The 22157-nt window shown below is 42.2% G+C and carries 14 protein-coding genes; 2 read left to right on the top strand and 12 right to left on the bottom strand.

Going from position 1 to position 22157, the window contains the following annotated elements; all coding sequences use genetic code 11:
* Positions 1–52: 52 nt before the first annotated feature.
* Both AC1MCB_RS18365 and AC1MCB_RS18360 read right to left on the bottom strand, forming a co-directional pair.
* Positions 53–997: an NAD(P)H-dependent flavin oxidoreductase gene (locus tag AC1MCB_RS18365; RefSeq protein WP_479966175.1), complete on the bottom strand. Its 945-nt coding sequence runs from the start codon at positions 995–997 to the stop codon at positions 53–55.
* A gap of 27 nt (positions 998–1024) precedes the next feature.
* Positions 1025–2200, bottom strand: coding sequence for an amidohydrolase family protein (locus AC1MCB_RS18360; protein WP_479966174.1), 1176 nt, complete (start codon positions 2198–2200; stop codon positions 1025–1027).
* A 153-nt stretch (positions 2201–2353) separates the two neighbouring features.
* Here AC1MCB_RS18360 and rlmN point away from each other — a divergent pair, with 153 nt between their 5' ends.
* The gene (gene rlmN, locus AC1MCB_RS18355) at positions 2354–3415 is read left to right on the top strand and encodes a dual-specificity RNA methyltransferase RlmN (protein ID WP_479966173.1); all 1062 of its coding nucleotides are present in this window, start codon (positions 2354–2356) and stop codon (positions 3413–3415) included.
* A 95-nt stretch (positions 3416–3510) separates the two neighbouring features.
* Here rlmN and AC1MCB_RS18350 read toward each other — a convergent pair whose 3' ends face one another.
* The 5 genes from AC1MCB_RS18350 to AC1MCB_RS18330 all read right to left on the bottom strand — a co-directional run bounded on the left by AC1MCB_RS18350 (position 3511) and on the right by AC1MCB_RS18330 (position 12077).
* The gene (locus tag AC1MCB_RS18350) at positions 3511–4899 is read right to left on the bottom strand and encodes an undecaprenyl-phosphate glucose phosphotransferase (RefSeq protein ID WP_479966172.1); all 1389 of its coding nucleotides are present in this window, start codon (positions 4897–4899) and stop codon (positions 3511–3513) included.
* A 216-nt stretch (positions 4900–5115) separates the two neighbouring features.
* Positions 5116–6723: a gliding motility protein RemB gene (locus AC1MCB_RS18345; RefSeq protein ID WP_479966171.1), complete on the bottom strand. Its 1608-nt coding sequence runs from the start codon at positions 6721–6723 to the stop codon at positions 5116–5118.
* Between the two features lie 102 nt (positions 6724–6825).
* On the bottom strand, positions 6826–9924 hold the full coding sequence (locus AC1MCB_RS18340; protein WP_479966170.1) for a PAS domain S-box protein: 3099 nt from the start codon (positions 9922–9924) through the stop codon (positions 6826–6828).
* A 53-nt stretch (positions 9925–9977) separates the two neighbouring features.
* Positions 9978–11249: a serine hydroxymethyltransferase gene (gene glyA / locus AC1MCB_RS18335; protein ID WP_479966169.1), complete on the bottom strand. Its 1272-nt coding sequence runs from the start codon at positions 11247–11249 to the stop codon at positions 9978–9980.
* Positions 11250–11318: 69 nt separating this feature from the next.
* Positions 11319–12077, bottom strand: coding sequence for a segregation and condensation protein A (locus AC1MCB_RS18330; RefSeq protein ID WP_479966168.1), 759 nt, complete (start codon positions 12075–12077; stop codon positions 11319–11321).
* A gap of 115 nt (positions 12078–12192) precedes the next feature.
* Between AC1MCB_RS18330 and dxs the strand changes: the two genes are divergently transcribed.
* A complete protein-coding gene (gene dxs, locus AC1MCB_RS18325) occupies positions 12193–14121 on the top strand; it encodes a 1-deoxy-D-xylulose-5-phosphate synthase (protein ID WP_479966167.1) in 1929 nt (642 codons plus the stop codon).
* Between the two features lie 130 nt (positions 14122–14251).
* Here dxs and AC1MCB_RS18320 read toward each other — a convergent pair whose 3' ends face one another.
* From AC1MCB_RS18320 to AC1MCB_RS18300, 5 genes are all read right to left on the bottom strand, one after another.
* Positions 14252–15310, bottom strand: a complete 1059-nt coding sequence (locus AC1MCB_RS18320) for a hypothetical protein (RefSeq protein WP_479966166.1) — start codon at positions 15308–15310, stop codon at positions 14252–14254.
* A 1-nt stretch (position 15311) separates the two neighbouring features.
* Complete coding sequence (locus AC1MCB_RS18315) at positions 15312–17606, bottom strand: SLBB domain-containing protein (protein WP_479966165.1); 2295 nt, start codon at positions 17604–17606, stop codon at positions 15312–15314.
* Between the two features lie 133 nt (positions 17607–17739).
* The gene (locus tag AC1MCB_RS18310; protein WP_479966164.1) at positions 17740–19317 is read right to left on the bottom strand and encodes a capsule assembly Wzi family protein; all 1578 of its coding nucleotides are present in this window, start codon (positions 19315–19317) and stop codon (positions 17740–17742) included.
* 46 nt (positions 19318–19363) lie between these two features.
* A complete protein-coding gene (locus AC1MCB_RS18305; protein ID WP_479966163.1) occupies positions 19364–20767 on the bottom strand; it encodes an undecaprenyl-phosphate glucose phosphotransferase in 1404 nt (467 codons plus the stop codon).
* 13 nt (positions 20768–20780) lie between these two features.
* Complete coding sequence (locus AC1MCB_RS18300) at positions 20781–21887, bottom strand: DUF1972 domain-containing protein (RefSeq protein ID WP_479966162.1); 1107 nt, start codon at positions 21885–21887, stop codon at positions 20781–20783.
* Positions 21888–22157: the final 270 nt, after the last annotated feature.

Here is a 22157-nt window from a genome sequence, read left to right as displayed (position 1 = left end):
TACGTTTGAGGGTTCGCAGTCAAATAGTATAAAGTGCTATTCTGATCTACAATCACGTCCGCAAGTTACAGATATACTCCTTTCGCATCAGGAATTCATTCCAGATATTTCTGAGTACCACTGCAGCGGGCAGCACTTCATCAATCAAAGCGGAAGCCTGGCCGATCTCCAGTTCACCTTCAGTAAGATCTCCTTCAAACATACCTCGTTTTGCTCGCCCATGCCCCAGAATCTTGATGAGTTCTTCCCTGCTTGCTCCCAGCGCCTCAGCTTCTTCAACTTTGTTGAAAAAATCATTCTTTAATAATCTTACCGGAATTACAGACTTCATACTCAGCTTTGTTTCACCTTCTGAAGCAGCAAGAATTGCGTTTTTAAAATTTGGATGAGCAGATGACTCAACCGATGCAGCAAAGGCTGACCCTATTTGCACTGCATCAGCACCCAAAGCAATCGCAGCAAGCATTGCTCTGCCATTGGCAATACCGCCCGCTGCAATAACAGGAATAGAAACCGCCTGGCGAACCATTGGGATTAAACAAAGGGTTGTAGTCTCCTCCCGACCATTATGTCCTCCGGCTTCGAATCCTTCCGCAACAACAGCATCTGCGCCGCAAGATTCAGCTTTAAGTGCAAACCTGGTATTCGAAATGACATGTACTACAATAATTCCCTTGCTTTTTAAATAGGTTGTCCAGGTAGCAGGATTACCCGCTGATGTAAACACTATTTTAACACCTTCATTTATGATGATGTCCATCAACTGGTCAATATCGGGATACAATAATGGCACGTTAACACCGAAAGGTTTTTCCGTTGCCAGTTTACATCTTCTGATATGTTGCTGTAAAACTTCCGGATACATTGAACCTGCACCTATTAACCCAAGTCCTCCACTGTTTGATACGGCAGATGCAAGACGCCAGCCACTGCACCAAACCATACCCGCCTGAATAATGGGATATTCAATTCCAAGTAGTTTACTAATGGGGTTCATCGACGCAAAGTAAGAAATTATGCGGCTTTAGATGAGTCTTTTAACTTTAGACTGTTCACTTAACTTGACACCCTGCGTTTCTGTTATCAGATTAAGTCCGGGCTTTTTACCACGCTCTATCGAGCCGAAATCCTGATCAATTCCTAAAAATTTCGCGCCATTTAACGTCGCCCACTTGATTGTGGTAGTTAAGGGGATTGAAGGAAAGTGCTTATTCAATGTAAGTAATTCCGAAAGGATGCAAAGCTTATCGTTTGATGCCAGACTATCAGTACCCAAAGTCATATTGAAATCGTGCGGCAAAAACATTTCTAATTTTGGTAAGCGATTCTCAATATATAAATTAGCGTTCGGACAAAAACACCAGGTTATATCTCTCCCAAACCTTCTTACAAAATAGATATCCTTTAGACTAGTGTAGATATTATGAACCAATAAAATTTTTTGATCCTTCGGCAATAAAGGTATGATTGACTGAATCGAATTTCGGGCCTGTGGTTTGAAGAACTCAATATCTAATCCTAAAGCCTGATAAAAGTCCAGGAATTTACCTGTCTTGTAACGATAAAGCTTATTTTCTTCCTCCGTTTCCTGATTGTGAAGGCTAAATAAATTATCTTTTCCTTCACTATAGAGGCGGAAATTCTTAAAAAGTTCCTTTGAAACCGAATAAGCTGCATGCGGGGTTATGGATGCGGACAAAGGATAGAATTCCTCTTTCAATGCCAGACCCTTTTCAAACGCTTCATCTGCCTTTTCGGGATTAAAACTCATTACCTCGGCATAAGTATGATAGTAAAGTCGGCTATGCTGCTTTACGGTCTTCGATATGCTATTGTTAGAAATATCTCCTACAGCGACAATCCCATTGCCTAACATCTCTTTATCCGCCTTTTGCATCGCTTTATTGATCACAGCCTCGTCAGCCTGACGGCCACTCATTATCGAGCTAACAAAAGATAAAACGCCCTCTCCCTTGGATACACTTTTGTGTTTATGAGAGAGTTCGAGATGACAATGAGAATTTATAAAGCCGGGAACGATTATCCCGTCGTGTTTTTCTATCGGATCCGTAATTGACTCAGAACTGTCACGATCGTAAATTTTGAGTATTTCTCCCTGATCGTTTACTGAAATCACCCCATCTTTCATGGGTTCGGTAGAAACAGGTAATATATAGTTTGCTGAAAAATATTTAATCATTGATTTTTAATCCGGCTAGTGTAATTTAATCTTATCCCGGAAACCCCCGGTCAAAGTTACTATAAAATTGTTTTTAAACTAAAATGACATTCAGTTCATTTTAGCGGTTTATTTGATTGATTATCACAAAAATGGATTTGTAACTTTGCTGCGATGAATAATAATCAAAAAATTGACATCAGGAGTTTATCCGTTGAAATTCTAAAACAGCATTTTACTGAATTAGGCGAACCATCGTTTCGAGCTAAACAGGTTTACGATTGGTTATGGGTCAAAGCTTGTACCAATTTCGATCAAATGAGCAATCTCCCCAAATCATTACGCGAAAAACTTACCGAGGGCTACGTTATCAACCATATTCAAATTGATCAATCTCAATTTAGTAGTGATCGTACTATAAAAAACACCTTTAAACTTTACGACGGCAATATCATCGAAGGAGTCCTCATACCAACGACGGAAAGAATGACTGCATGTGTAAGCTCGCAGGTAGGCTGCAGCCTAAGCTGCAAATTTTGCGCTACAGGATATATGGAGCGTAAAAGGAACCTCAATGCTGATGAAATATATGACCAGGTGGTTTTGATTGATAAACAGGCTAAAGATAACTATCATCATCCACTCAGCAATATTGTTTACATGGGAATGGGCGAACCTTTGCTGAATTATTCTAACGTCATGAAGTCAATTGAGCGGATAACAGCAGAGGACGGCTTAAATATGGCTGCTAAGCGTATCACGGTATCAACTGCAGGTATAGCCAAAATGATTAAAAAGCTCGGGGATGACCAGGTTCGCTTCAACCTTGCCCTCTCTTTACATGCCGCTAATGATGAAAAACGAAATACGATCATGCCTATAAACGAACAAAATTCGTTACACGCACTATCCGAAGCTCTTAAATATTACTTTGCGAAAACCAAAAACCCGGTAACATACGAATATATTGTTTTTGATAATTTCAACGATGGTCTGGAGGATGCAGTCGAGCTCGCCAGGTTTTGTAAACATCTGCCATGCAAAGTCAATATTATAGAGTACAATCCCATTTCTTTTGCGGATTATCAAAATGCGGGCGTGGATAAGATTGAAGCCTTTGCTGATTACCTCCGTAAACAAGGAATAACAACCAATATACGGCGAAGTCGCGGTAAAGACATTGATGCAGCGTGTGGTCAGCTAGCGGTGAAGGAAGGTGAAAGTAGTAGTAAATAGTAGCAGGAAATGCATACTCGGTGACATCAACCTAAAACTTCAAATTTGTGGCTCAAACCTGATACTCAAACTCCTGATACGTCCAACATGATACTTCAAAATGCCTTCTTATCTCCTTTAAACATATTCCAAAAGGTTAAAAAGATGATCTTCAAATCGAAGAATATAGACCAGTTTTCGAGGTAAAAAACATCATGCTCTACTCTTCCCTGCATCTCTTTGGGATCACGGGTTTCTCCACGAAAACCGTTGACTTGTGCCCAGCCCGTCACTCCCGATTTTAACAAATGCCTCACAAGGTATTTATCGATCATTCGGCCATACTGCTCCGTGTGCTTTAACATGTGGGGCCTTGGACCCACCACAGACATCTCACCTTTCAACACATTAATGAACTGGGGAAACTCATCCAAGTTAGTCTTCCTAAGAACACTGCCCACTCGGGTAAACCGAGCATCGTTTTTACTTGCCTGCTTGTTATTGGCTTCGTCATTTACTCTCATACTCCGGAACTTTAGGCAATAAAACGGCCTGTTGTTTCGCCCGGTTCTAAGCTGAACAAAGAATATAGGTCCTTTCGACTCAAGTTTAATACAAAGAGCGATCAACGGAAATAACCATGAACAAACAAATATGAGTATAAGAAGACTGAACCCCGTATCAAAGAGTCGTTTAACAACCCGCCAATGATACTCTTCAAGCGGCTCCCTTCGCAAGGTAATTATCGGTAAGCCCTCCAGCATGCTTACCCCATACTTAGAAGAAAAATAATGGAAATAATCCGGGATTATCCTTACCCGAAGAGTTTCATTTCGGGCAGCATTAATTACATGCTTAATTTGAGAAGTTGCAGAATTTGGTAAAGCAACTACAATTTCATCCAGGTCACTGTTTGTAGCCAGGAAATCCTCAATCTGCTCTATTTTACCAAGATGAAGTCCGTTTAAAGATGTTTTTGGCTGATCGTCAAGAAAACCGGCCACTTCATAACCAAGATGCGAATTATTGACAATCACTTTATAAAAGTCCATTCCCACTTTACCTGCACCAACTATCAAAACACGCCGCAAACCTGAACCTTGATTAACAAAAAAGATAAGGATTTTTTTATAAATCAGTTTTTGAAGTGGAAGTAAAATACATAGGAGCGAAATGTACAAAAAAGCGAATCTTCGGCTATATTCAGAATGTTTAGCCACAAAAAGAAATACAGATATAAAAAATGCCTGGTACAGAATATTCTTGAATGTTTTTAGAATAGCTGTGGGCAGGTTGTGCGCCGTTGAAGCATCATATAAATTAAACTGGCGCGCAGTAAAATACCATCCAGTGAGCAGGAATGTCCATAAAACCGCGTTCAACAACCCTATCGATGAATCGTAATCATCATTGAAGGTCAAAACGGCGATCAGGAAACTTATGGAAATGATAAACATATCAGCCCACAAGATGATGGAGTTTACCCTGTTATAGTATGATGCCATTAAATAACATCAAAATATACGAACTTAAAAAAGCTGACTTCACTTCCCTTTCTATCTAAATTTGTTTTTCTTATAGAAGTGAAGCGGTAGACTTAGCACTCTATGATAAGGCATTAAAGCAAAAAGAATTTGCTTTAAATGAAATGCGAATTTAGCTTAAAGTAACCACTCTGTCAATTTTAAATAACTATTTAGATAATTTAACTCTCGTAACGTTTAAATATCTTGGTAAATGTTTCTGAATGTGCTTCTTAACCCAAACGTAATCCAATTTGTATTAGTTACTCCTAAGTTATTTTTTTCCTGACGGAGAATGCCGCCAACCTCAAACCTCAAATTTGTTTTAGGATTAATAGTATAGCCTATTCTACTATTAAAGTATTTGAGATCGGTTTTAATTCCCTGGGCAGTTATGTTATTGTAATTTGAAATCCTTGAGCTGTGCGATTCAAAAATATTTTTCCCATAATTAATGCCGTCAGTGTTCAGGCCGTATTGAGAATAGTTCGCCTGAGCAACAACCTGCCAGCGTCTGTAAGAATAATTCCAAATACTTAGTATTTCACGGAAGTTTCCGCCTAATGGATGAGCGAGTGCTTCATTATAATGACCGTAGTTTAAAATCTGTGTTCTTCCCGAATACGTGAACGGCCTGGCGGTATTGAATTCAGCCAGGTAGCTTAAATTTTGAATCCTGAATGCATTGTGACCGCGTAGTCCTAATTGTATCCCAAACTTATTTCCATGATATCCGTCGCCTTTGAAAAACTCCTTCGCACTAAATTCGTCGAGCATAAATTGTCCGTAAATGGCCAGATTAGGAAGGGCTTCATATTTTCCCGTAAACCCTAACAGAGAGTTATCCGGTGAGCCGCTGCTCGCTTCCAAAGGTCTCAGAAAGATTACAGGGTTAGCATATGACCAGTCAAATCCTCGTTTATTTCCTTCGTCATCTGTTTGAGACCAGATGATGGCATCGAAAAACCCAACAGATAACCGGTCATTTACATTCCAGTCAAGATAATGAAAAACGGCGGCCTTTTTACGGAAGCCCACATCATAAGAAATACGTTTGGCAGAAGGATCCTGCATAGCCGCCCACATAGCCATATACTGAACACTTCCTAAATTCCCGGTTAAACGTATAAAAGGATAATTAGATGAAAAGTCAGAAAGTATCATAGACCGATAACCGTCTCCTATAAAATTCTTATCCTGACCCAGGGTAATGTTCAAATATTTAACCGGTGTATATGAAATTAAGGCTGAAACATAAGACCAGTCCTTTACATCTGTCCGGCCAAATGACCTGTCATAAGCCTGACCCGGAACTACTAATTGAGTATCAATGTAATTATTATAATAATCGGCGAACTTACCCTGGTTTTCAAAACCACTGGTATAAAAAGAGAATTTCTTGCCGATTGTGCCACCTGCCTGAAAGCCTCTGGTATTCAGCCAGGTCGTCCTGGAACCTTCCGGATCCTGGCCTATTTCGAAATCAGGAAGAAAGTCTATGTAAGCGGTATAATCAGGCTTTTTAACTTCAACCAGATGCTCCGAAAAGACTTTTCTGTACAGCCAGGATTTTCTGGTAGTGTCAGCACCATAATTGAATATTGAGTCTGCTCTCCGGCGAATCAAACTGTCATCAAAAAATAAAGGCTTTAACGAACTGTGGAATCGGCTGCTCCGACTGTAAATAACCGGACTGAGTTTCTGATACGTATCGAAAGAATAGGGCTGAGACAAATTCGGTGTTTGAGCCGATGATGTGAACGCAGCCAATAAGGCTAACATTAGCGGAATAAGCTTCTTTGTCATTAAGATGAGGTGAAAAGGTTCAGAATACAATAATACCATTAAGAGGTATAATTTTCCTACCGAATGAAAATTCTCTTATAGATAAGTCTTATAGAGTTGCTGCTATCCCAGATAGGACCTGATCTTTTCATATAAGGCTGCTGGAATAAACGGCTTCATGACATAATCATTCATGCCGCATTCAAATATTTTTAATCTTTCATTAGTTACAATAGACGCAGTAAGTGCAATGATTGGGAGTTTACGGAAATAATCGCCACTTAATTTGCGAATAGCCCGGGTTGCTTCCAAGCCGTCCATTACCGGCATCTGAAGGTCCATCAGGATCATATCATATGGAGTCTTTTTTACCTTTGCGAGAGCGATCTCGCCATTTTCAGCAAAATCAACCTTTATTCCCCATTTACTTAGCACCTTTTGCGCCAACACCCTGTTTATATAATTGTCGTCGACCACCAAAATAGTCGAATCAATTGGAATGTCGTTTGTTTTATTAGAAGTATATATCGTTTTCTGATCTGATCGCTTAAATTCAATGTTGAATTTAAAGGTTGACCCTTTGCCCACTTCACTTTCCACTACTATAACCGAATTGTGCAATTCAATTAAACGCTTGGTGATGGCAAGCCCCAAGCCTGTTCCACCATACTTACGGGTAGTGTCTGTACTAGCTTGGGTATAGGTATCAAAAATGTAATCAATCTTATCCCGTTCAATACCAATGCCGGTGTCTGAGATCTCGAAACCGACCAATACACTCTGTTTCTTTTCCTCGATCAGGTCCAGCTTTAATTTAACTTCCCCTGCTTCGGTGAATTTAACCGCATTGCCTAACAGATTGATCAGTATCTGGTAAAGGCGGGTATGATCCCCTTTAAGAAATAAAGGTATGCGATGATCGATTTCGGATTTTAAAACAACTCCTTTTTCTGCAGTTTTAAACTGCAATGTGTTTAATGTTTGCGAAACAAGATCTTTAAGATTAACATCAGCGCTTTCAAGCACCATATTACCTGTTTCTATTTTGGTGAAGTCAAGAACATCATTAATCAGCGACAATAGATTTTGTGATGAAAAATTCAAGATCTTCAAATTTTCAACTTGCACTTCCGTAGGATTATCATCCATTAGAATATGCGTTATACCAATAACAGCATTCAATGGAGTGCGGATCTCATGACTCATTACGGAAAGGAACGTCTCCTTAGCCTTGCTAAGTTGCAGCGCTTCCTCCTTAGTCTTGATCAGCTCCTGCTCAACCAGCTTACGCTTACTGATATCATCAACAATGGCAACCTGCTGATCAAAAGTTCCATCGGCATTAAAGGTGGGGGTATTTGAAACAGAAACCCATAGCGGTGTGCGGTCTTTATTATAAAATATGACTTCAATGTTCGAGGGTTGCGCATTCATTGTCTGATTGCGCATGTATCTGAGTTGATTACGGTCAGTTTGTTCTCCGGACATCAAAGAACCTGCTCTTTTGCCTTTTAATTCATCTAATGAATAGCCTGACAACTGCTCGAAAGCAGTATTAACCCAGTTAACGCGACCATATTCATCAGTAATTATTACACTATTAACCGTCTTACTTGCTACCAGTGAAAGTAGGGTTAATTGCTCTTCTGCATATTTTCGCTCCGTGATATCGACAATAATTTCAACCTGGCGCTCAATCTCTCCTTTACTATCCAGAATCGGCGTTGAGGAGGTGAATATCCAGATCGGAGTTTTGTCTTTTTTATAAACGAGCAGTTCAACGCTGTAGGGTTTTTTATCTTCTGTATTCCGGGTAGTTATATCCAAAATCTCTTTCTGGGTCTTCTCTCCAATCAGCTTATCCCCAAGAGGTTTTCCGATGAGTTCCTCAGACTGAAAACCGATAATTTCTGTTAACGCATCGTTAACCCAGCTAACGTCACCTTTCTCATTTCGTATTACTACCCCTGTTGACGACTTACTGGCAACCATCGAAAGGGTTTCAAGCTCCTGCTCCGCCTTTTTACGCGCGGTGATATCGATAATTACCTCAACTTCCTTGTCTACGTCACCCTCCGGGTTCAGGATGATTGAGTTTATTATCGAGAGCCAGATCTGCTGACCATCTTTACGATAAGCCAGAAGGTCAACTGCGAAAGAGGTTTTATTTTTGGTACACTCTCTCGCTCTTTTCAGTACGTCATCGTCTGTTTTTTCTCCTTTGAGAATATCGCCAAGCCGCTGACCCTTTAAATCAGAGATATTGTACCCTGTAATTCGTTCGAACGCTTCATTTACCCATATCACATTGTTGTCGGTGCTGATAATGACGCCATTATCAACCTTGCTGGCTACAAGTGAGAGCATCTCAAGCTCTTCAACTACCTTTTTTTGATACGTGATATCGCGGCCGTTCGCATACCATTTTCCACGGTTGGCAGCAACAGACCATCCAACCCATTTGAAATCGCCGAATTTAGTACGCACTTGTGTCTCAAGTTCGAAGCTTTTGACTTTATTTCGCAAGCCATTTTCTATAACAGGCAAAAGTTTGTAAATCTCTTCTTCCGGCATAAAATGCCAGATTGGATGCCCTATCGTCTCTTCAACAGTATAACCCAGAATTTTCTCGACCGTACGGTTCACCATTTGGATATTGGTTTCGCGGTCCATAACACAATGCAGCTCGGCAGAACTGTCAAACATGTTATATATTTCTTCGTATTTAGTTAGCGTATCATGTATCTCACGGTTTTTCTTCCGCATCTCAAGATGTGAGATAACCTCCTCAGCCAGTACTTTGAGCGCGTCCTGCTGCTCAAGGCTTAATTCTCCGGGCTGAACGTCCAGAACACAAATGGATCCTAACCGATAGCCATCAGGACTGATTAGTGGGGCGCCTGCATAAAACCTGATGTTGGGAGCTTCATGCACCAGTGGATTCCCTTCAAAGCGTTCATCAAGCAAAGAATCATAGACCTGGAATATGGTATCATCCAGAATAGTATACGCACAAAACGCCTCATGAAGCTGGGTTTGCTTCAGGCTAAGTCCAAAGCTTGACTTAATCCACTGCCTCTGATCATCAAGAAAAGTAATGAGAGCAAATGGTGTTTTACAAATGTAAGATGCCAGCCTGGTAATCGAATCAAACTCCTTTTCGGGAGCCGTATCCAAAATATGATAGTCTAATAATGTCTTTAGACGGTTATCCTCTATCATATTTTGCTGGATTCATGGCTTTAAATTGGGGTTTTAGAAATAATTTACTAATACTAAATATAGAGCGGATGTTTTTCCATCATCTCTTCAACCTGCTTACGTACCTTCTTCAAATTAGGTTCGCCTTCCGGATCAGATATTACCTGGTCAATAAGATCTGCGATTCTTTCCATATGCTTTTCTTTTAGGCCCCTGGTAGTTATTGCAGCTGTGCCAACCCGTATTCCTGAGGTTACAAACGGCGATTTATCATCAAACGGTACCATGTTTTTATTAACAGTGATGCCGGCCGCTTCGAGAACATTCTCGGCCAGCTTACCTGTAATATTTTTGTTGCGAAGATCAATCAGCATCAGGTGATTGTCGGTGCCGCCAGATATGATCTCATATCCACGATCTGACAACGCTTGCGCCATGGCAAAAGCGTTCTTTTTCACCTGAATAATATACTTCATATAATCTTCACTTAGAGCTTCACCAAAGGCCACAGCTTTGGCTGCTATGATGTGCTCCAGAGGCCCGCCCTGGGTTCCAGGGAATACTCCGCTATCCAGTAAAGCTGACATCATTCGCAACTCGCCCTTAGGAGTTTTTAATCCGAAAGGATTTTCAAAATCCTGGCCCATCATGATCATTCCTCCCCGAGGTCCACGTAGAGTTTTGTGAGTAGTGGTGGTAACTACATGGCAGTAAGGAAGCGGATCATTCAACAATCCCCTTGCAATTAACCCGGCAGGGTGAGAAATATCAGCGACTACCAAAGCACCAACCTCGTCCGCCACCTGGCGAATAAATTTATAATCCCAGTCCCGCGAATAAGCCGATGCTCCACAAATGATCACCTTTGGTTTTTCGGCCAGGGCAACTTCTTCCAGCTTCTTATAATCAATTAGCCCGCTTTCGCGATCAACACCATAAAAGTGCGGCTTGTATAGCTTACCTGAAAAATTTACCGGCGAACCATGAGTTAGGTGCCCGCCGTGAGAAAGATCAAAACCTAAAATTTTATCATCTGCATTCAGTAACGCCAGGAAAACGGCGGCATTTGCCTGGGCGCCAGAATGTGGCTGCACGTTAGCCCAGCTGGCATTAAAAAGTTGCTTTGCGCGTTCAATGGCAATATTTTCAATCTCGTCTACTACTTCACAGCCACCATAATAACGTTTGCCCGGCAGACCCTCGGCATACTTGTTGGTCAACACTGACCCGGCAGCCTCCATTACTTGTTTGCTCACAAAGTTTTCGGATGCTATCAACTCAATTCCTGTTTCCTGGCGATCTGATTCCTCTTCTATCAGACCAAATACAAGTTTATCTCTCTTCATTTAATTAATGATTATAATGTTTCCCGCGCAATTTGCCTCCAGCGTTGCACCGGGCAAACTTACATATTATCAATCATTTGCAGGAGCTTTTGATTGAACGGAAAAATCATTAAAACCCAGACCGACCTGAATGGACAGGAGCTGTTGCTGAAGCATTTCCAGCATCGCCAGGAAATTAAAAACAAAATGGACTTTGTTATCCGAAAGCTTCAGAAGTTCTTTATAATCAAGTTTATTATTAAGACTGATAAGGGTATTGATTATTTTTTTTTGATTCTCTATTGAATACGGATATTGAACGACCGTATGTACAGGAGCAACGGCCTGCTCTTCATAACGTTTTATAGCGCGCTCAAAAACGAGCATCAATTTGTACAGGTCAAATGAGACCAGTTCATCGCCCGGCTCTGATTGCTCGAGGATTATCTGCTGTTCGAGGGCAACATTCCCTCGTTTTTCCTGTTTCAGGCGTTCTGTCTCAAGCAGGCGGAGTTCCGCGGAAACCTCCTTAAACCTTTTATATTCGATAAGCTTGTTAAGCAACTCCTCCTTTAAATCAACCTCATTACCTGCGTCATCAAGTTCCGGGCGGGGCAAAAGCATTTTTGCTTTAATCCGCATCAGGGTCGAAGCCACAAAGATAAACTCACTCGCCAGCTCAATATTCAGTGCATTTAAATGAATCATATAATCGAGGAAATCATCCGTTATACGCGCTATCGGTATATCCTGAATATCAAGTTCATCCCGCTCGATAAAAAACAGAAGCAAATCGAATGGACCTTCAAACTGAGGTAGCTTTATTGCAAAACCTTCCGGCTCATTCATATGTTGGTGATTAATAAATTCATTGGTTGAGGAGCAAAGCTAAGGGTCATATTTAAATACCCGATAAAATTATAGTCAAATACCTTAATTTTGTAATTCATTTTTTAAATAATACATGGAAGTTAAGGCCGGAGAGTTACTCGAGCAAATAAATTATCCTTCTGATCTAAAGAAATTTAATGAGGACGAACTGGAAAACATTTGCCATGAATTACGTCAGTTCATAATTGATACCGTCTCAGTTAACGGCGGCCACTTTGGCTCAAGTCTGGGCGTAGTAGAGTTAACCGTAGCATTACATTATGTACTGAACACACCTTATGATCAATTAGTTTGGGATGTAGGTCACCAGGCATATGGCCATAAGATCTTAACCGGTCGCCGTTCCGAATTCCACACGAACCGCTTATACCAGGGAATCAGCGGTTTTCCCAAACGCAGCGAAAGCCCTTACGATACTTTTGGCGTTGGCCATTCGTCTACTTCAATATCGGCAGCCTTGGGCATGGCCGTAGCCTCCGAACATAATGGAGAGAAAGACCGGCAACATGTGGCAGTGATAGGCGATGGAGCCATGACGGCCGGACTTGCATTTGAAGCATTAAATCATGCCGGAATAGAAAACTCGAATTTACTGGTTATTTTGAATGACAACTGTATGTCCATCGACCCGAATGTAGGGGCCCTCAAAGAATACCTGACCGACATCACAACATCAAAATCTTACAATCGTTTCCGGGATGATATTTCGCACGTGCTTAATAAAATCTCAGAACTAGGACCTAACGCTCACGAGATAGTTAAAAAGATAGAAAAAAGTGTGAAAGGAAGCTTACTCAAGAAAAGTAACTTCTTTGAAGCTTTAAAATTCAGATACTTTGGCCCCATTGATGGCCACGATGTTAAACACCTTGTCAAAGTTATCAGGGATCTTCGTGATATTCCGGGCCCCAAAATTTTGCATTGTATTACAGTGAAAGGCAAAGGCTATGCTTTGGCTGAAAAAGATCAAACCAAATGGCATTCACCCGGCTTGTTTGACAAGATTACGGGAGAAATCAAAAAAAGTGTCCCTGATAAGCCGCAGGCTCCGAAATACCAGGATGTTTTTGGTCATACAATAGTTGAGCTTGCCGAATTGAACCCAAAAATAATGGGCATCACCCCTGCAATGCCTTCAGGCTCTTCTTTAAATATTATGATGAAAGCTATGCCAGACCGGGCATTCGACGTAGGGATCGCTGAACAGCATGCCGTCACGTTTTCTGCAGGGCTGGCTACACAGGGAATGGTACCCTTCTGTAATATTTATTCCAGCTTTATGCAGCGGGCTTATGATCAGGTAATTCATGATGTAGCCATCCAAAAACTCAACGTGGTATTTTGTCTTGACAGGGCCGGTATTGCCGGCTCTGATGGTCCTACTCATCATGGTGCCTATGATCTTGCCTACATGCGTTGTATACCTAATATGATCGTTTCGGCACCAATGAATGAAGAGGAACTTAGAAATTTAATGTTCACTGCTCAGCAAGAGAATATGGGACCTTTCTCTATCCGCTATCCGCGGGGAAACGGTGTCATGCCAGTTTGGAAAAGACCTTTAACGGCGATCCCTGTAGGAAAGGGGCGGAAAATATCCGAGGGCGAAGATGTCGCCATCTTATCAATAGGCCATATAGGCAACGAAGCAGTAAAGGCCTGCATTGAATTGAACGCCGAAGGGATCCACCCTGCCCACTATGATATGCGTTTTGTCAAACCTTTGGATGAGCAAATGCTCCACGGCGTTTTTAGCAAGTTTAAAAACATTGTAACCGTTGAGGACGGATGTATCCAGGGAGGCATGGGCAGTGCGATTATCGAATTTATGGCCGATAATAACTACAGCTCTAGAGTTGTCAGGCTGGGAATACCTGATAAGATCGTCGAGCACGGTGAACAACCCGAGCTATGGGCTGAATGCGGTTATGATGCTGAAGCAATTATGGCGGCTGTTAAGAAGCTCACTGTAATCCGGACGACCAAGTCAATAGCTTCCTGAGGGTTTTATACTAATCGCAGGGTTAAGTTGCAGCAGGAAGATTTGAAGAGCAAAGCTAAAGGACTAAATTTAATATAGCCGGGATGCATACTCAAGCTCTAAACCTCCTATTTGTTAATCTATCCCTTCCCTATTTCATAAGTAACCGATACGCTGCCATCAGGAAAAATCCCATAAATGCGCCTGCAGCAATTGCTATAGGATACTTTAACCTGTTCTTTTTTAGTGGGAGCTCCGGCTCATCTACTACCTGGACTGTAGGGGTTTCCTGAGCTAACATACTTTTACTTGCCTCCAGGTTTTTTACCGTCTCTGAATATATTGTGCTTAAAACTATTTTATCACGTTCCTGAACTTCAACATTGGCATTAGCAGTAGCATAGGCCGGGTTGAGATCCAGGAGCTGCTGATTGGCAGCGGTTGCTGAATAGGTCTTTCGGTTCAATAACCTGCCAATGCTGTCAGCACGGGTCTGAAGCCGGGCGACATTACTCCGTAACCGGGTGGTTTTGGTAGTTATATAGAAATCTGTCGCCTGTTTAATCATTCGCTCACAAAAAAGCCTGGCTAACATTTCATCCCGCATTACGGTATTCACCTCGAAAAATCCCAATTTCTTATCAACTTTGCCGATTGCAAAATCGCCCTTAAGAACACGAGTCGTTATTTCCTGGAGAAGACTGTCCTGGAGGCGGCTGAATTTTTGACCATCCACCGGGAAGGTAATCTTTTTCCCGTCAGGACTATATTTTAACCATTGCTTATCGAGCTTGTATGCTTCCGAATAACGGTCAGCCAATGAACGATTACTTGCGCTGTCGTATGGCGTTAATAAGGTAGCCTTTACCAGTTTCCGGCTCTTTAGAAGTTCCTGCACATTGTCCCCCTCCAATACACCGCTTCCACCCCCAATTCCATCCATGTTAAATCCAAACTGACCTGCCAAAGCCGCCAGTCCGCCGCCACCAGATGATTTGGAATCATCAACCACAAAAGTCAGACGGGCAGTGTAAGTTACAGGCCATTTCCAGGCCAGGACAGCACCTAGCAGAATCCCTGCGAAAGCTGCCAGGGCCAGTTGCTTCTTGAACTTAAACAAATATTTAAGATCACTAAGCCAGCCTTTGATAACCTGTTTAAATGAAAACTCTGGCTCGTACGGATAGGATGCATTTGATTCCTGGTTCATGTTATTTGCTCAAAATTGCTATTAAACCAATCAAAGCAGTCAACGCCGAAGTGATTCCGGAAATCTCGGCAAAACCTAACTTGATCCTCAAATCCGGACTTTTTGCAGGGACAATGATACGGCTTCCGGGTTTCACAGGTGGATAGTTACGGAAGAAGAGAATATGACGAACCGGTTTATTAAGGCCATTGGGATAGCGCACATAGGCACCTTTCAAGCGCGCATTCTCCTTTGCCCCGCCTGCCGCATTGATATAATATTTGAACCGACGGCCCTCGTAATCGACATATTGCGGATTATTTACTGCCCCTTCAACCTGCACGAAAGAAATCTCTTTCGGTATGTAAATACTGTCGCCTGGCATTAAGATTAGATTTTTTCTCTTCAATGGATCATCGGAAATATCCGTTAGATCCATATTCACACGCGTGTTATTCCGAAATATTTGAGCATCCGCAAGGGATGCATAGGGACTTAATCCTCCGGCTCTCTTTATAAATTCCGGCGCCGTTTCGTCTCGTTTCTGAACGGCGTAATCTCCTGGAAACAGCACCTCTCCCATTACACTGATATTGCCAAGCGGTTTATAATTTACGAGCCGCGGAATGTAAATATAATCGAGGGCCTGCAATTCGACCTCAGGCGAAGCTGCAGTCTTATTGTCGAGATTAATAGTAAATGTCTCTACAAGCTGGTTGGCAACGCTGTCCGATTCATCCTTAATAATTCGGGAAATCTCCACACGGTGATCCGCTGCCTGCTCTTTAAACCCACCGGCCATAGCAATTACGTCTGCAAGCTTCATCCCTTCACGGAACGTAAAAGTGCCCGGATTTCTCACATTCCCATTCACAGTTACATTACGCTGGTCAACAAATGATGCCCTGTCAAGGATCATAACCGAATCTTCACGCAAAAGAGGAATGTCATTCCGCCCTTCCAGTATATCTTGTGGTTTGAATGAGATCAGTTCCTTATCCAGGTTCGGTAACGTTCTTTTTATATATCCCCTTTGTATGTATGCTTCATCTTTGATGCCACGCGCCTCCTTTAGCAAGGCTGACAGACTCAACCCCGCGCTAAGTTCATACACGCCAGGCCTGTTAACAGCGCCTTCCAGCACCACCCGGTTAGCAAAACGATTCTGAATGGAACCTATACTGACTTTATCTCCGTTACGTGGTACAAAATCGCCGAACATATTAGCCTGCACATCTTTTACTTCACGTTCAAGTTCGTTGACCTGCTCTACCTTGGCAACCCCGCGATAAGCAATATCGGTATAGCCGCCGGCATACTCAACAAGGCTAGCTAACGGCTCAGTACTCTTTAACTCATAAATAGCCGGTCTTTTAACCTCTCCCTGTATCGAAACCCGTTTCTGATAAACCGGAATACGTATTACATCCTGGTCTTCCAGGCGAATATTTCCATCAAGCAGTCCTTTTTGAAGAAAGCTGTAGAAATCTGCAGTTTTAAAAACCCGGTTATTCCTGATTAGCTCTATGTTTCTTAACGATCCATTGGCGTTCGGCCCACCGGATAAATATAGTGCATTGAATAAAGTGGAGAGTGAGGACAAAGTATATGACCCCGGCGTTTTCACTTCTCCTACCAGAGTAATCCGGATACTCCGGGTGTTGCCCAGATTAACCGTTAGTTGGGTTTGTCCGCTTTTCAAGGCAGGATAAACGCGGGACATCTTATTACGAATGATGCTGGTAGCCTGCTCTATGGTAAATCCGTTAAGGTAGACAACCCCGGCGTAGGGGATCTGCAAATTACCTTCTGGACTTATTCTCGTGCGTACACTGCTCTCGTTTAAGCCGGTAACCAGGATAATCAGTTCGTCATTCGGGCCGAGAACATAACCCTTTGGAGTCGCTATGTTGAAATTCGGAGCAAATTTAATGTCCGCCTGGTTAAAAAAATCTGTACCATAAAGCGCCAGGGTAGCTGGGGGTGCAGCAGGCTGGACAGGCTCAATGGCCTTCGGCTTATTAATAATGTTAACAGTATCCCTTTCAAAACTAATATCCTGCTTTTGAGCTGAACCTGCGGCTGTGGTCTTTTTGTTCAGTCCAAGTAGGGTAACACGCTTTTTAAAAAGATCAAGTTCAATCGGATCCATTCCGCGCTCCTGCATCAGCTTGTAAGCTTCCTGTTCCGGGATACCGGATTCCTTTAACTTATTCCAGACCTGTGTGATCTGGTCATCCGAAAGCTGACCAACCTTAACATTCTGAATATTACTCATCGACATCCCCTGCGCCAAAACAGCGTGGAACGGTAACAAAAAGCTGAATATTAATATAAAAAAAGCAGATCGGATCAACATGAAACAGAATTATAAAATTTTGAATTGCAAATATAGTAATAGGTGTTAGGTAAAGGGTATCAGGTATGAAGTATCAGGTATCAGGTAAAAATCAGAGGCCGTATGAAAAGCCAAAACGGAATTCCTGAGGAGCCACGTTTCTCTGAACATCAGGCCTGATTACTCCAGCTTGTTTAGAGTATGCAGCCTGAAGATACAGCTTATGCTTCAACTCGTATTTTATATCAAGCAACAGTTGTTTCTGCTTTTCAAAACCGCTGTCAAGAAACTTCGGCTGAGGCTGCGCGAAATACTGATCGTGGACCGATCCGTCCGCTCCTTTACGAATATAATCCACCTGCAGTCTTGTGCTTAAACGTGGCACAGGGTTATATTTCAGAAAGGCGGTAACACGGTCAGCATTTTGCCCTATCCAATCACCCAGCAGATAGTCATGACTAGTGTAGTTTTGAACCGGCGCCAAATTCTGATAGACGAAAGGGTTAAGCCGGCTGTACTCAATTCCTGCGGTTAGATAAGGGATGATTACATCAGTGAGGCTGCCACCCAGCTGGAAGCCAATCTGATTACGACTTCTCGCCCTATTAAAAATTTCAGAAGCCCGCACCTCATCAATGAAAAATGAGCCATACAAGTGAGTGTTTTTTATTTGCCCTCTCGAGCTGGCCTGAAAAAAGAACTGCCCATTACCACCCGTATTTATTTTATAACGACTGCCGTAATGGTCATAAGCTTTGAAAAACATGATGGGAATGAGGTAACCAATATCGGGGCGATCGCTGTATATCATTGACTCCCCGATGCTGAAGCTCAGACCTCTGGCAGGTAAAAAAGTGAAGCTGTGCGTTGCTAAAAATTTCGGAATATAGCTTTCCCGGATACCGCCGTAGACATCGTTACCCGTCGCGTAGCGTCCGACAGAGTCAATCAGGTTTGAATGCAGCCAGGCATGGGAATAATGAAATTTCAACCATTTAAGAGGTTGGTAATCCAATCGGATAAAAGGATAAGCGGGTGCCTTATCTGATAATATTAACCGACCGCCCTCACCATAACCCCATAACTGCTGATCCTTTCCTAAAGATATTGACCCATTTCTCCAGCTGTAGGTCATGCTACCCCGCAGATCGGTGTAATTTAAGCTGCTTCCCTTTTGGCTGATAGTACGTACAATTCCGGGTTTCGAAGTAAACTGGCGGATACTGTCAATTCCATCACCATTTTCGGTTATATCCCTAAAACTGGCCTGAAAGCTAAAATTCTTTCCTGCAGTTCCCCAGAAGGTCAGGCCATTCGCCCAGGTGAATACACTTTTATCTTTCCCCGCAGCAATTGAACTCTGGATAACCGGATCAGCGCGCAGAACGAAGCCATTTTCTTTTACCGAAAAAAACCGCCATCGGCCTCCTTCATCACTCTTCAAAAAGCCGCTGCTGTCAGGCAAAGCCGTATCGAATTCGGTATATTCCTTTAAATAGAATTCCAGTTCCAGTTCTTCTACCGAACTCAGACGCCCCGTACTATCACGTAACTGAGTTAGCTTATCATAAATATGTTTTCTGCTGAAAGGCTGCACCAGATCATCGAGAATTACGTTACCTTTTTGAGCCTGCCGCTGCAAAAACGGATACACGGCCGCCTCCGGATGCTCCCATACAATCTGGGCCATAGCCCCCTGTATATTCAGACCTAAGATTACTAAAAAAAAAATAGACTTAATAAGCGTTTTGGTCTCCACGGAAAATATTGATGATTGTTTGCAGGATTATTTGGCAATCAAGCCAGAAAGTCCATTTATGAATATAGAAAAGGTCGAAGTTAACCCGTTTTTGCATATCATCAGGGGTTTGTGTCTCACCCCTGCAGCCGTTTACCTGGGCCAGTCCGGTAATGCCCGGCTTGACAAGATGGCGTAGCATATAACGATCCACAGTTTCAATCGAAGCCAGGTTTAAAGGTGTGGGATGCGGACGGGGACCAACAACGGACATGTTCCCTAACAGGACATTCCAGAATTGAGGTAATTCGTCCATATTCGTTTTCCGCAAATATCTTCCAAAACGGGTTACACGATGGTCATTCTGTATTGCCTGCAAATAGTTCCCATCCTCATCTGTATCCTTACTCCCGTTTAGCATCGACCGGAATTTATAGCAAATGATGCGTTCGTTATTCAACCCCCAGCGTTCCTGCTGGAAAAACACCGGGCCTTTTGATTCCAGTTTAATTAGTATGGCAATTAGAGGCAATAGCCACCAACCGAGGATCAGAAAAAAGGCAAGTGAGAAGCCAATATCAAATACTCTTTTTAACAACTTGTTGGCAAAGCGGTCCTGCGGTAGAGAACGCAGATTGATGACCGGCAGTAGACCGATATTATTTATCTGGATATTACTCGAGGTATACAAGTAGAGATCCGGAATCAGTCTGACCCTTTTACCGTGAAAATCACAAGTTTCAATGCTTGTCTTAATCTGTTGATGATTGACATTTGATAAAGCTACGATCACCTCATCCACCGGTTGGTCCTGCATGATCTGGGCCAGTTCATCAACCTTACCCAAATACGGACATCCGTTCAGAACGACGTTTTCATTGTCCAGAAAGCCTACACATTTATACCCGTAGTAATAGTACTTATTTATAGTGTCATAGAAATCCTGTGCCGCAGGCGTCGAACCAATAAGCAGGATACGGTTGACCAGCTTACCCTGGTAAATGATGCGGTGTATAAACTTCCGGATGATATATTTAAAGATGGTAACCAGGAAAAGCAATATGGATAGGTACAGCACAATAAACTGATTGCTTATCTGATACTGATTCTTAAATATGAACAAAAAGGATGTGAAGAAAATAAAATAGATAATTCCCGTAAAGAGAATGGAAATGATCTCTTCCGAAAACTTATTTGAGCCGAAATCCTTGTATAACTTAGAAATCTCCGCAGACCCATACCACGCAATGATAGTGTAAAGCATCAGAATGATGCCGAAGGGTTCTTTGACCAGGAACTCACCTGCCGGCAGATACAATCCAGCAAGCCATAAACTGAAAAACAACAAGGGGGCGTCAATCAGGTACTTAACTGCACTATAAATCTGGTAAGGTTTGGTCATATCATTAACAGCCTCAATATTTGTGAGTCAAACTCTTTATCGCATCCAAATAAGATTCTGTAATAGCGTCCCAATTATATTTTTCCGTCAGGCCTTTAATCACTTTTTGTTTTAAGTCATCTACCTGCCGGGGCTGTTCTTCAAGATTTATCATTTGTTGAGCCACTGATGCCGGCAATTTGTCAAAAAATACGCCAAAAGTCCCGTTTTGAAGCATTTCACGGTTAAAACTGGTATCTAGCGCCAGAATAGCGCACTGACAGGCCATGGCTTTCAGCATCGTGGGATTAGTGCCCCCGAATTCGTGTCCATGTAAGTAAACAAAACAATGCTGGTATAAGGCCATCAACTCGGCCGGATTGGTAATGTAACCCAAAAATAGCAAATTCGGATGACTCATGGATTTTAGGCTCTCTGCCCACTCATCCTGGTAAGGAACATCCCCTACAATTACCAGCTTTTTACCCGAGTTTGCCTGAAGAAAACCTTTAATAATTAAATCCGCGTTGTTATCCGGAATCAGGCGGCCAACAATTAAATAATAATCACCAGATTCTAAACCCCATGAGGACTTTAGCTGAAAACTCTGCCGGCTAATATCGGGCGCACCATAGGCAATTACCTTAGATTCGATATTAAACTCTTTCAAATATACCGCGCGCATTGCGTCGGCATCAGTTATGATCAGATCATAAAGCTTAGTGGCCATCCTGGCGGCAAAATAAAAATATTTAGCACCCAGGCCTTTCCATTTAGGTCGCAACCACTCCATGCCATCTACATTGATCAGCGTTTTGGTACCGGTTAACTTCGGAATAATGCCAAGTGGGCCATTAGCGGCATTTACCACAAGCAATGCATCGTAACCCCGGCCGATAGTGTGAAGCATGCATAAAGTCGAATGAACGAGCTGGCTGAGTGACTTTTTTTCTATCGTAGGAATATAGTGAAGCTTCACACCTTTGACCAGCGGTGGATACGTATGAAAAAGGTTCTTATGGCAATAAACATGCACGTCAACGCCCTTCAAAACCAATCGTTCAGAAAGTTCTTTCACAAACGTTTCATAGCCGCTGTAAACGTAAGGATACCCCCTGGACCCAATAATTGCAAGTTTCATCAAACGAGTATTGAGTAATGCAGGTCAGGAATTGAAAAGAACCTGTAATTTGTTATCATCATTGAAAAAATCTGAAAGACATAAGAACTGCTATAAATCAGATTTCGCAAAAATAACAGAAGTGTTTGTTCATAAAGAATTTAAAACCTGTCGATTCCTCAAACAGAAGAATTCCAGGGCCATACAAGCAAGCCCGGATTACCACAAAAATCCTTAGTTTTGCGACTTTTAAAGTGAATCCGGACAAATGCGTCCGGGTGTTTCTAATCA

This window comes from Daejeonella sp. AP26 (assembly GCF_056680515.1).
Note: the sequence above shows the minus strand (reverse complement) of the source record. Positions and strands in the feature narration are given on the sequence as shown.

Excerpts from the sequence above, each read along its gene's own strand:
- AC1MCB_RS18365 (WP_479966175.1), bottom strand. The coding sequence starts at position 997 with ATGAACCCCATTAGTAAACTACTTGGAATTGAATATCCCATTATTCAG.
- AC1MCB_RS18360 (WP_479966174.1), bottom strand. The coding sequence starts at position 2,200 with ATGATTAAATATTTTTCAGCAAACTATATATTACCTGTTTCTACCGAA.
- rlmN (WP_479966173.1), top strand. The coding sequence starts at position 2,354 with ATGAATAATAATCAAAAAATTGACATCAGGAGTTTATCCGTTGAAATT.
- AC1MCB_RS18350 (WP_479966172.1), bottom strand. The coding sequence starts at position 4,899 with ATGGCATCATACTATAACAGGGTAAACTCCATCATCTTGTGGGCTGAT.
- AC1MCB_RS18345 (WP_479966171.1), bottom strand. The coding sequence starts at position 6,723 with ATGACAAAGAAGCTTATTCCGCTAATGTTAGCCTTATTGGCTGCGTTC.
- AC1MCB_RS18340 (WP_479966170.1), bottom strand. The coding sequence starts at position 9,924 with ATGATAGAGGATAACCGTCTAAAGACATTATTAGACTATCATATTTTG.
- glyA (WP_479966169.1), bottom strand. The coding sequence starts at position 11,249 with ATGAAGAGAGATAAACTTGTATTTGGTCTGATAGAAGAGGAATCAGAT.
- AC1MCB_RS18330 (WP_479966168.1), bottom strand. The coding sequence starts at position 12,077 with ATGAATGAGCCGGAAGGTTTTGCAATAAAGCTACCTCAGTTTGAAGGT.
- dxs (WP_479966167.1), top strand. The coding sequence starts at position 12,193 with ATGGAAGTTAAGGCCGGAGAGTTACTCGAGCAAATAAATTATCCTTCT.
- AC1MCB_RS18320 (WP_479966166.1), bottom strand. The coding sequence starts at position 15,310 with ATGAACCAGGAATCAAATGCATCCTATCCGTACGAGCCAGAGTTTTCA.
- AC1MCB_RS18310 (WP_479966164.1), bottom strand. The coding sequence starts at position 19,317 with ATGGCCCAGATTGTATGGGAGCATCCGGAGGCGGCCGTGTATCCGTTT.
- AC1MCB_RS18305 (WP_479966163.1), bottom strand. The coding sequence starts at position 20,767 with ATGACCAAACCTTACCAGATTTATAGTGCAGTTAAGTACCTGATTGAC.
- AC1MCB_RS18300 (WP_479966162.1), bottom strand. The coding sequence starts at position 21,887 with ATGAAACTTGCAATTATTGGGTCCAGGGGGTATCCTTACGTTTACAGC.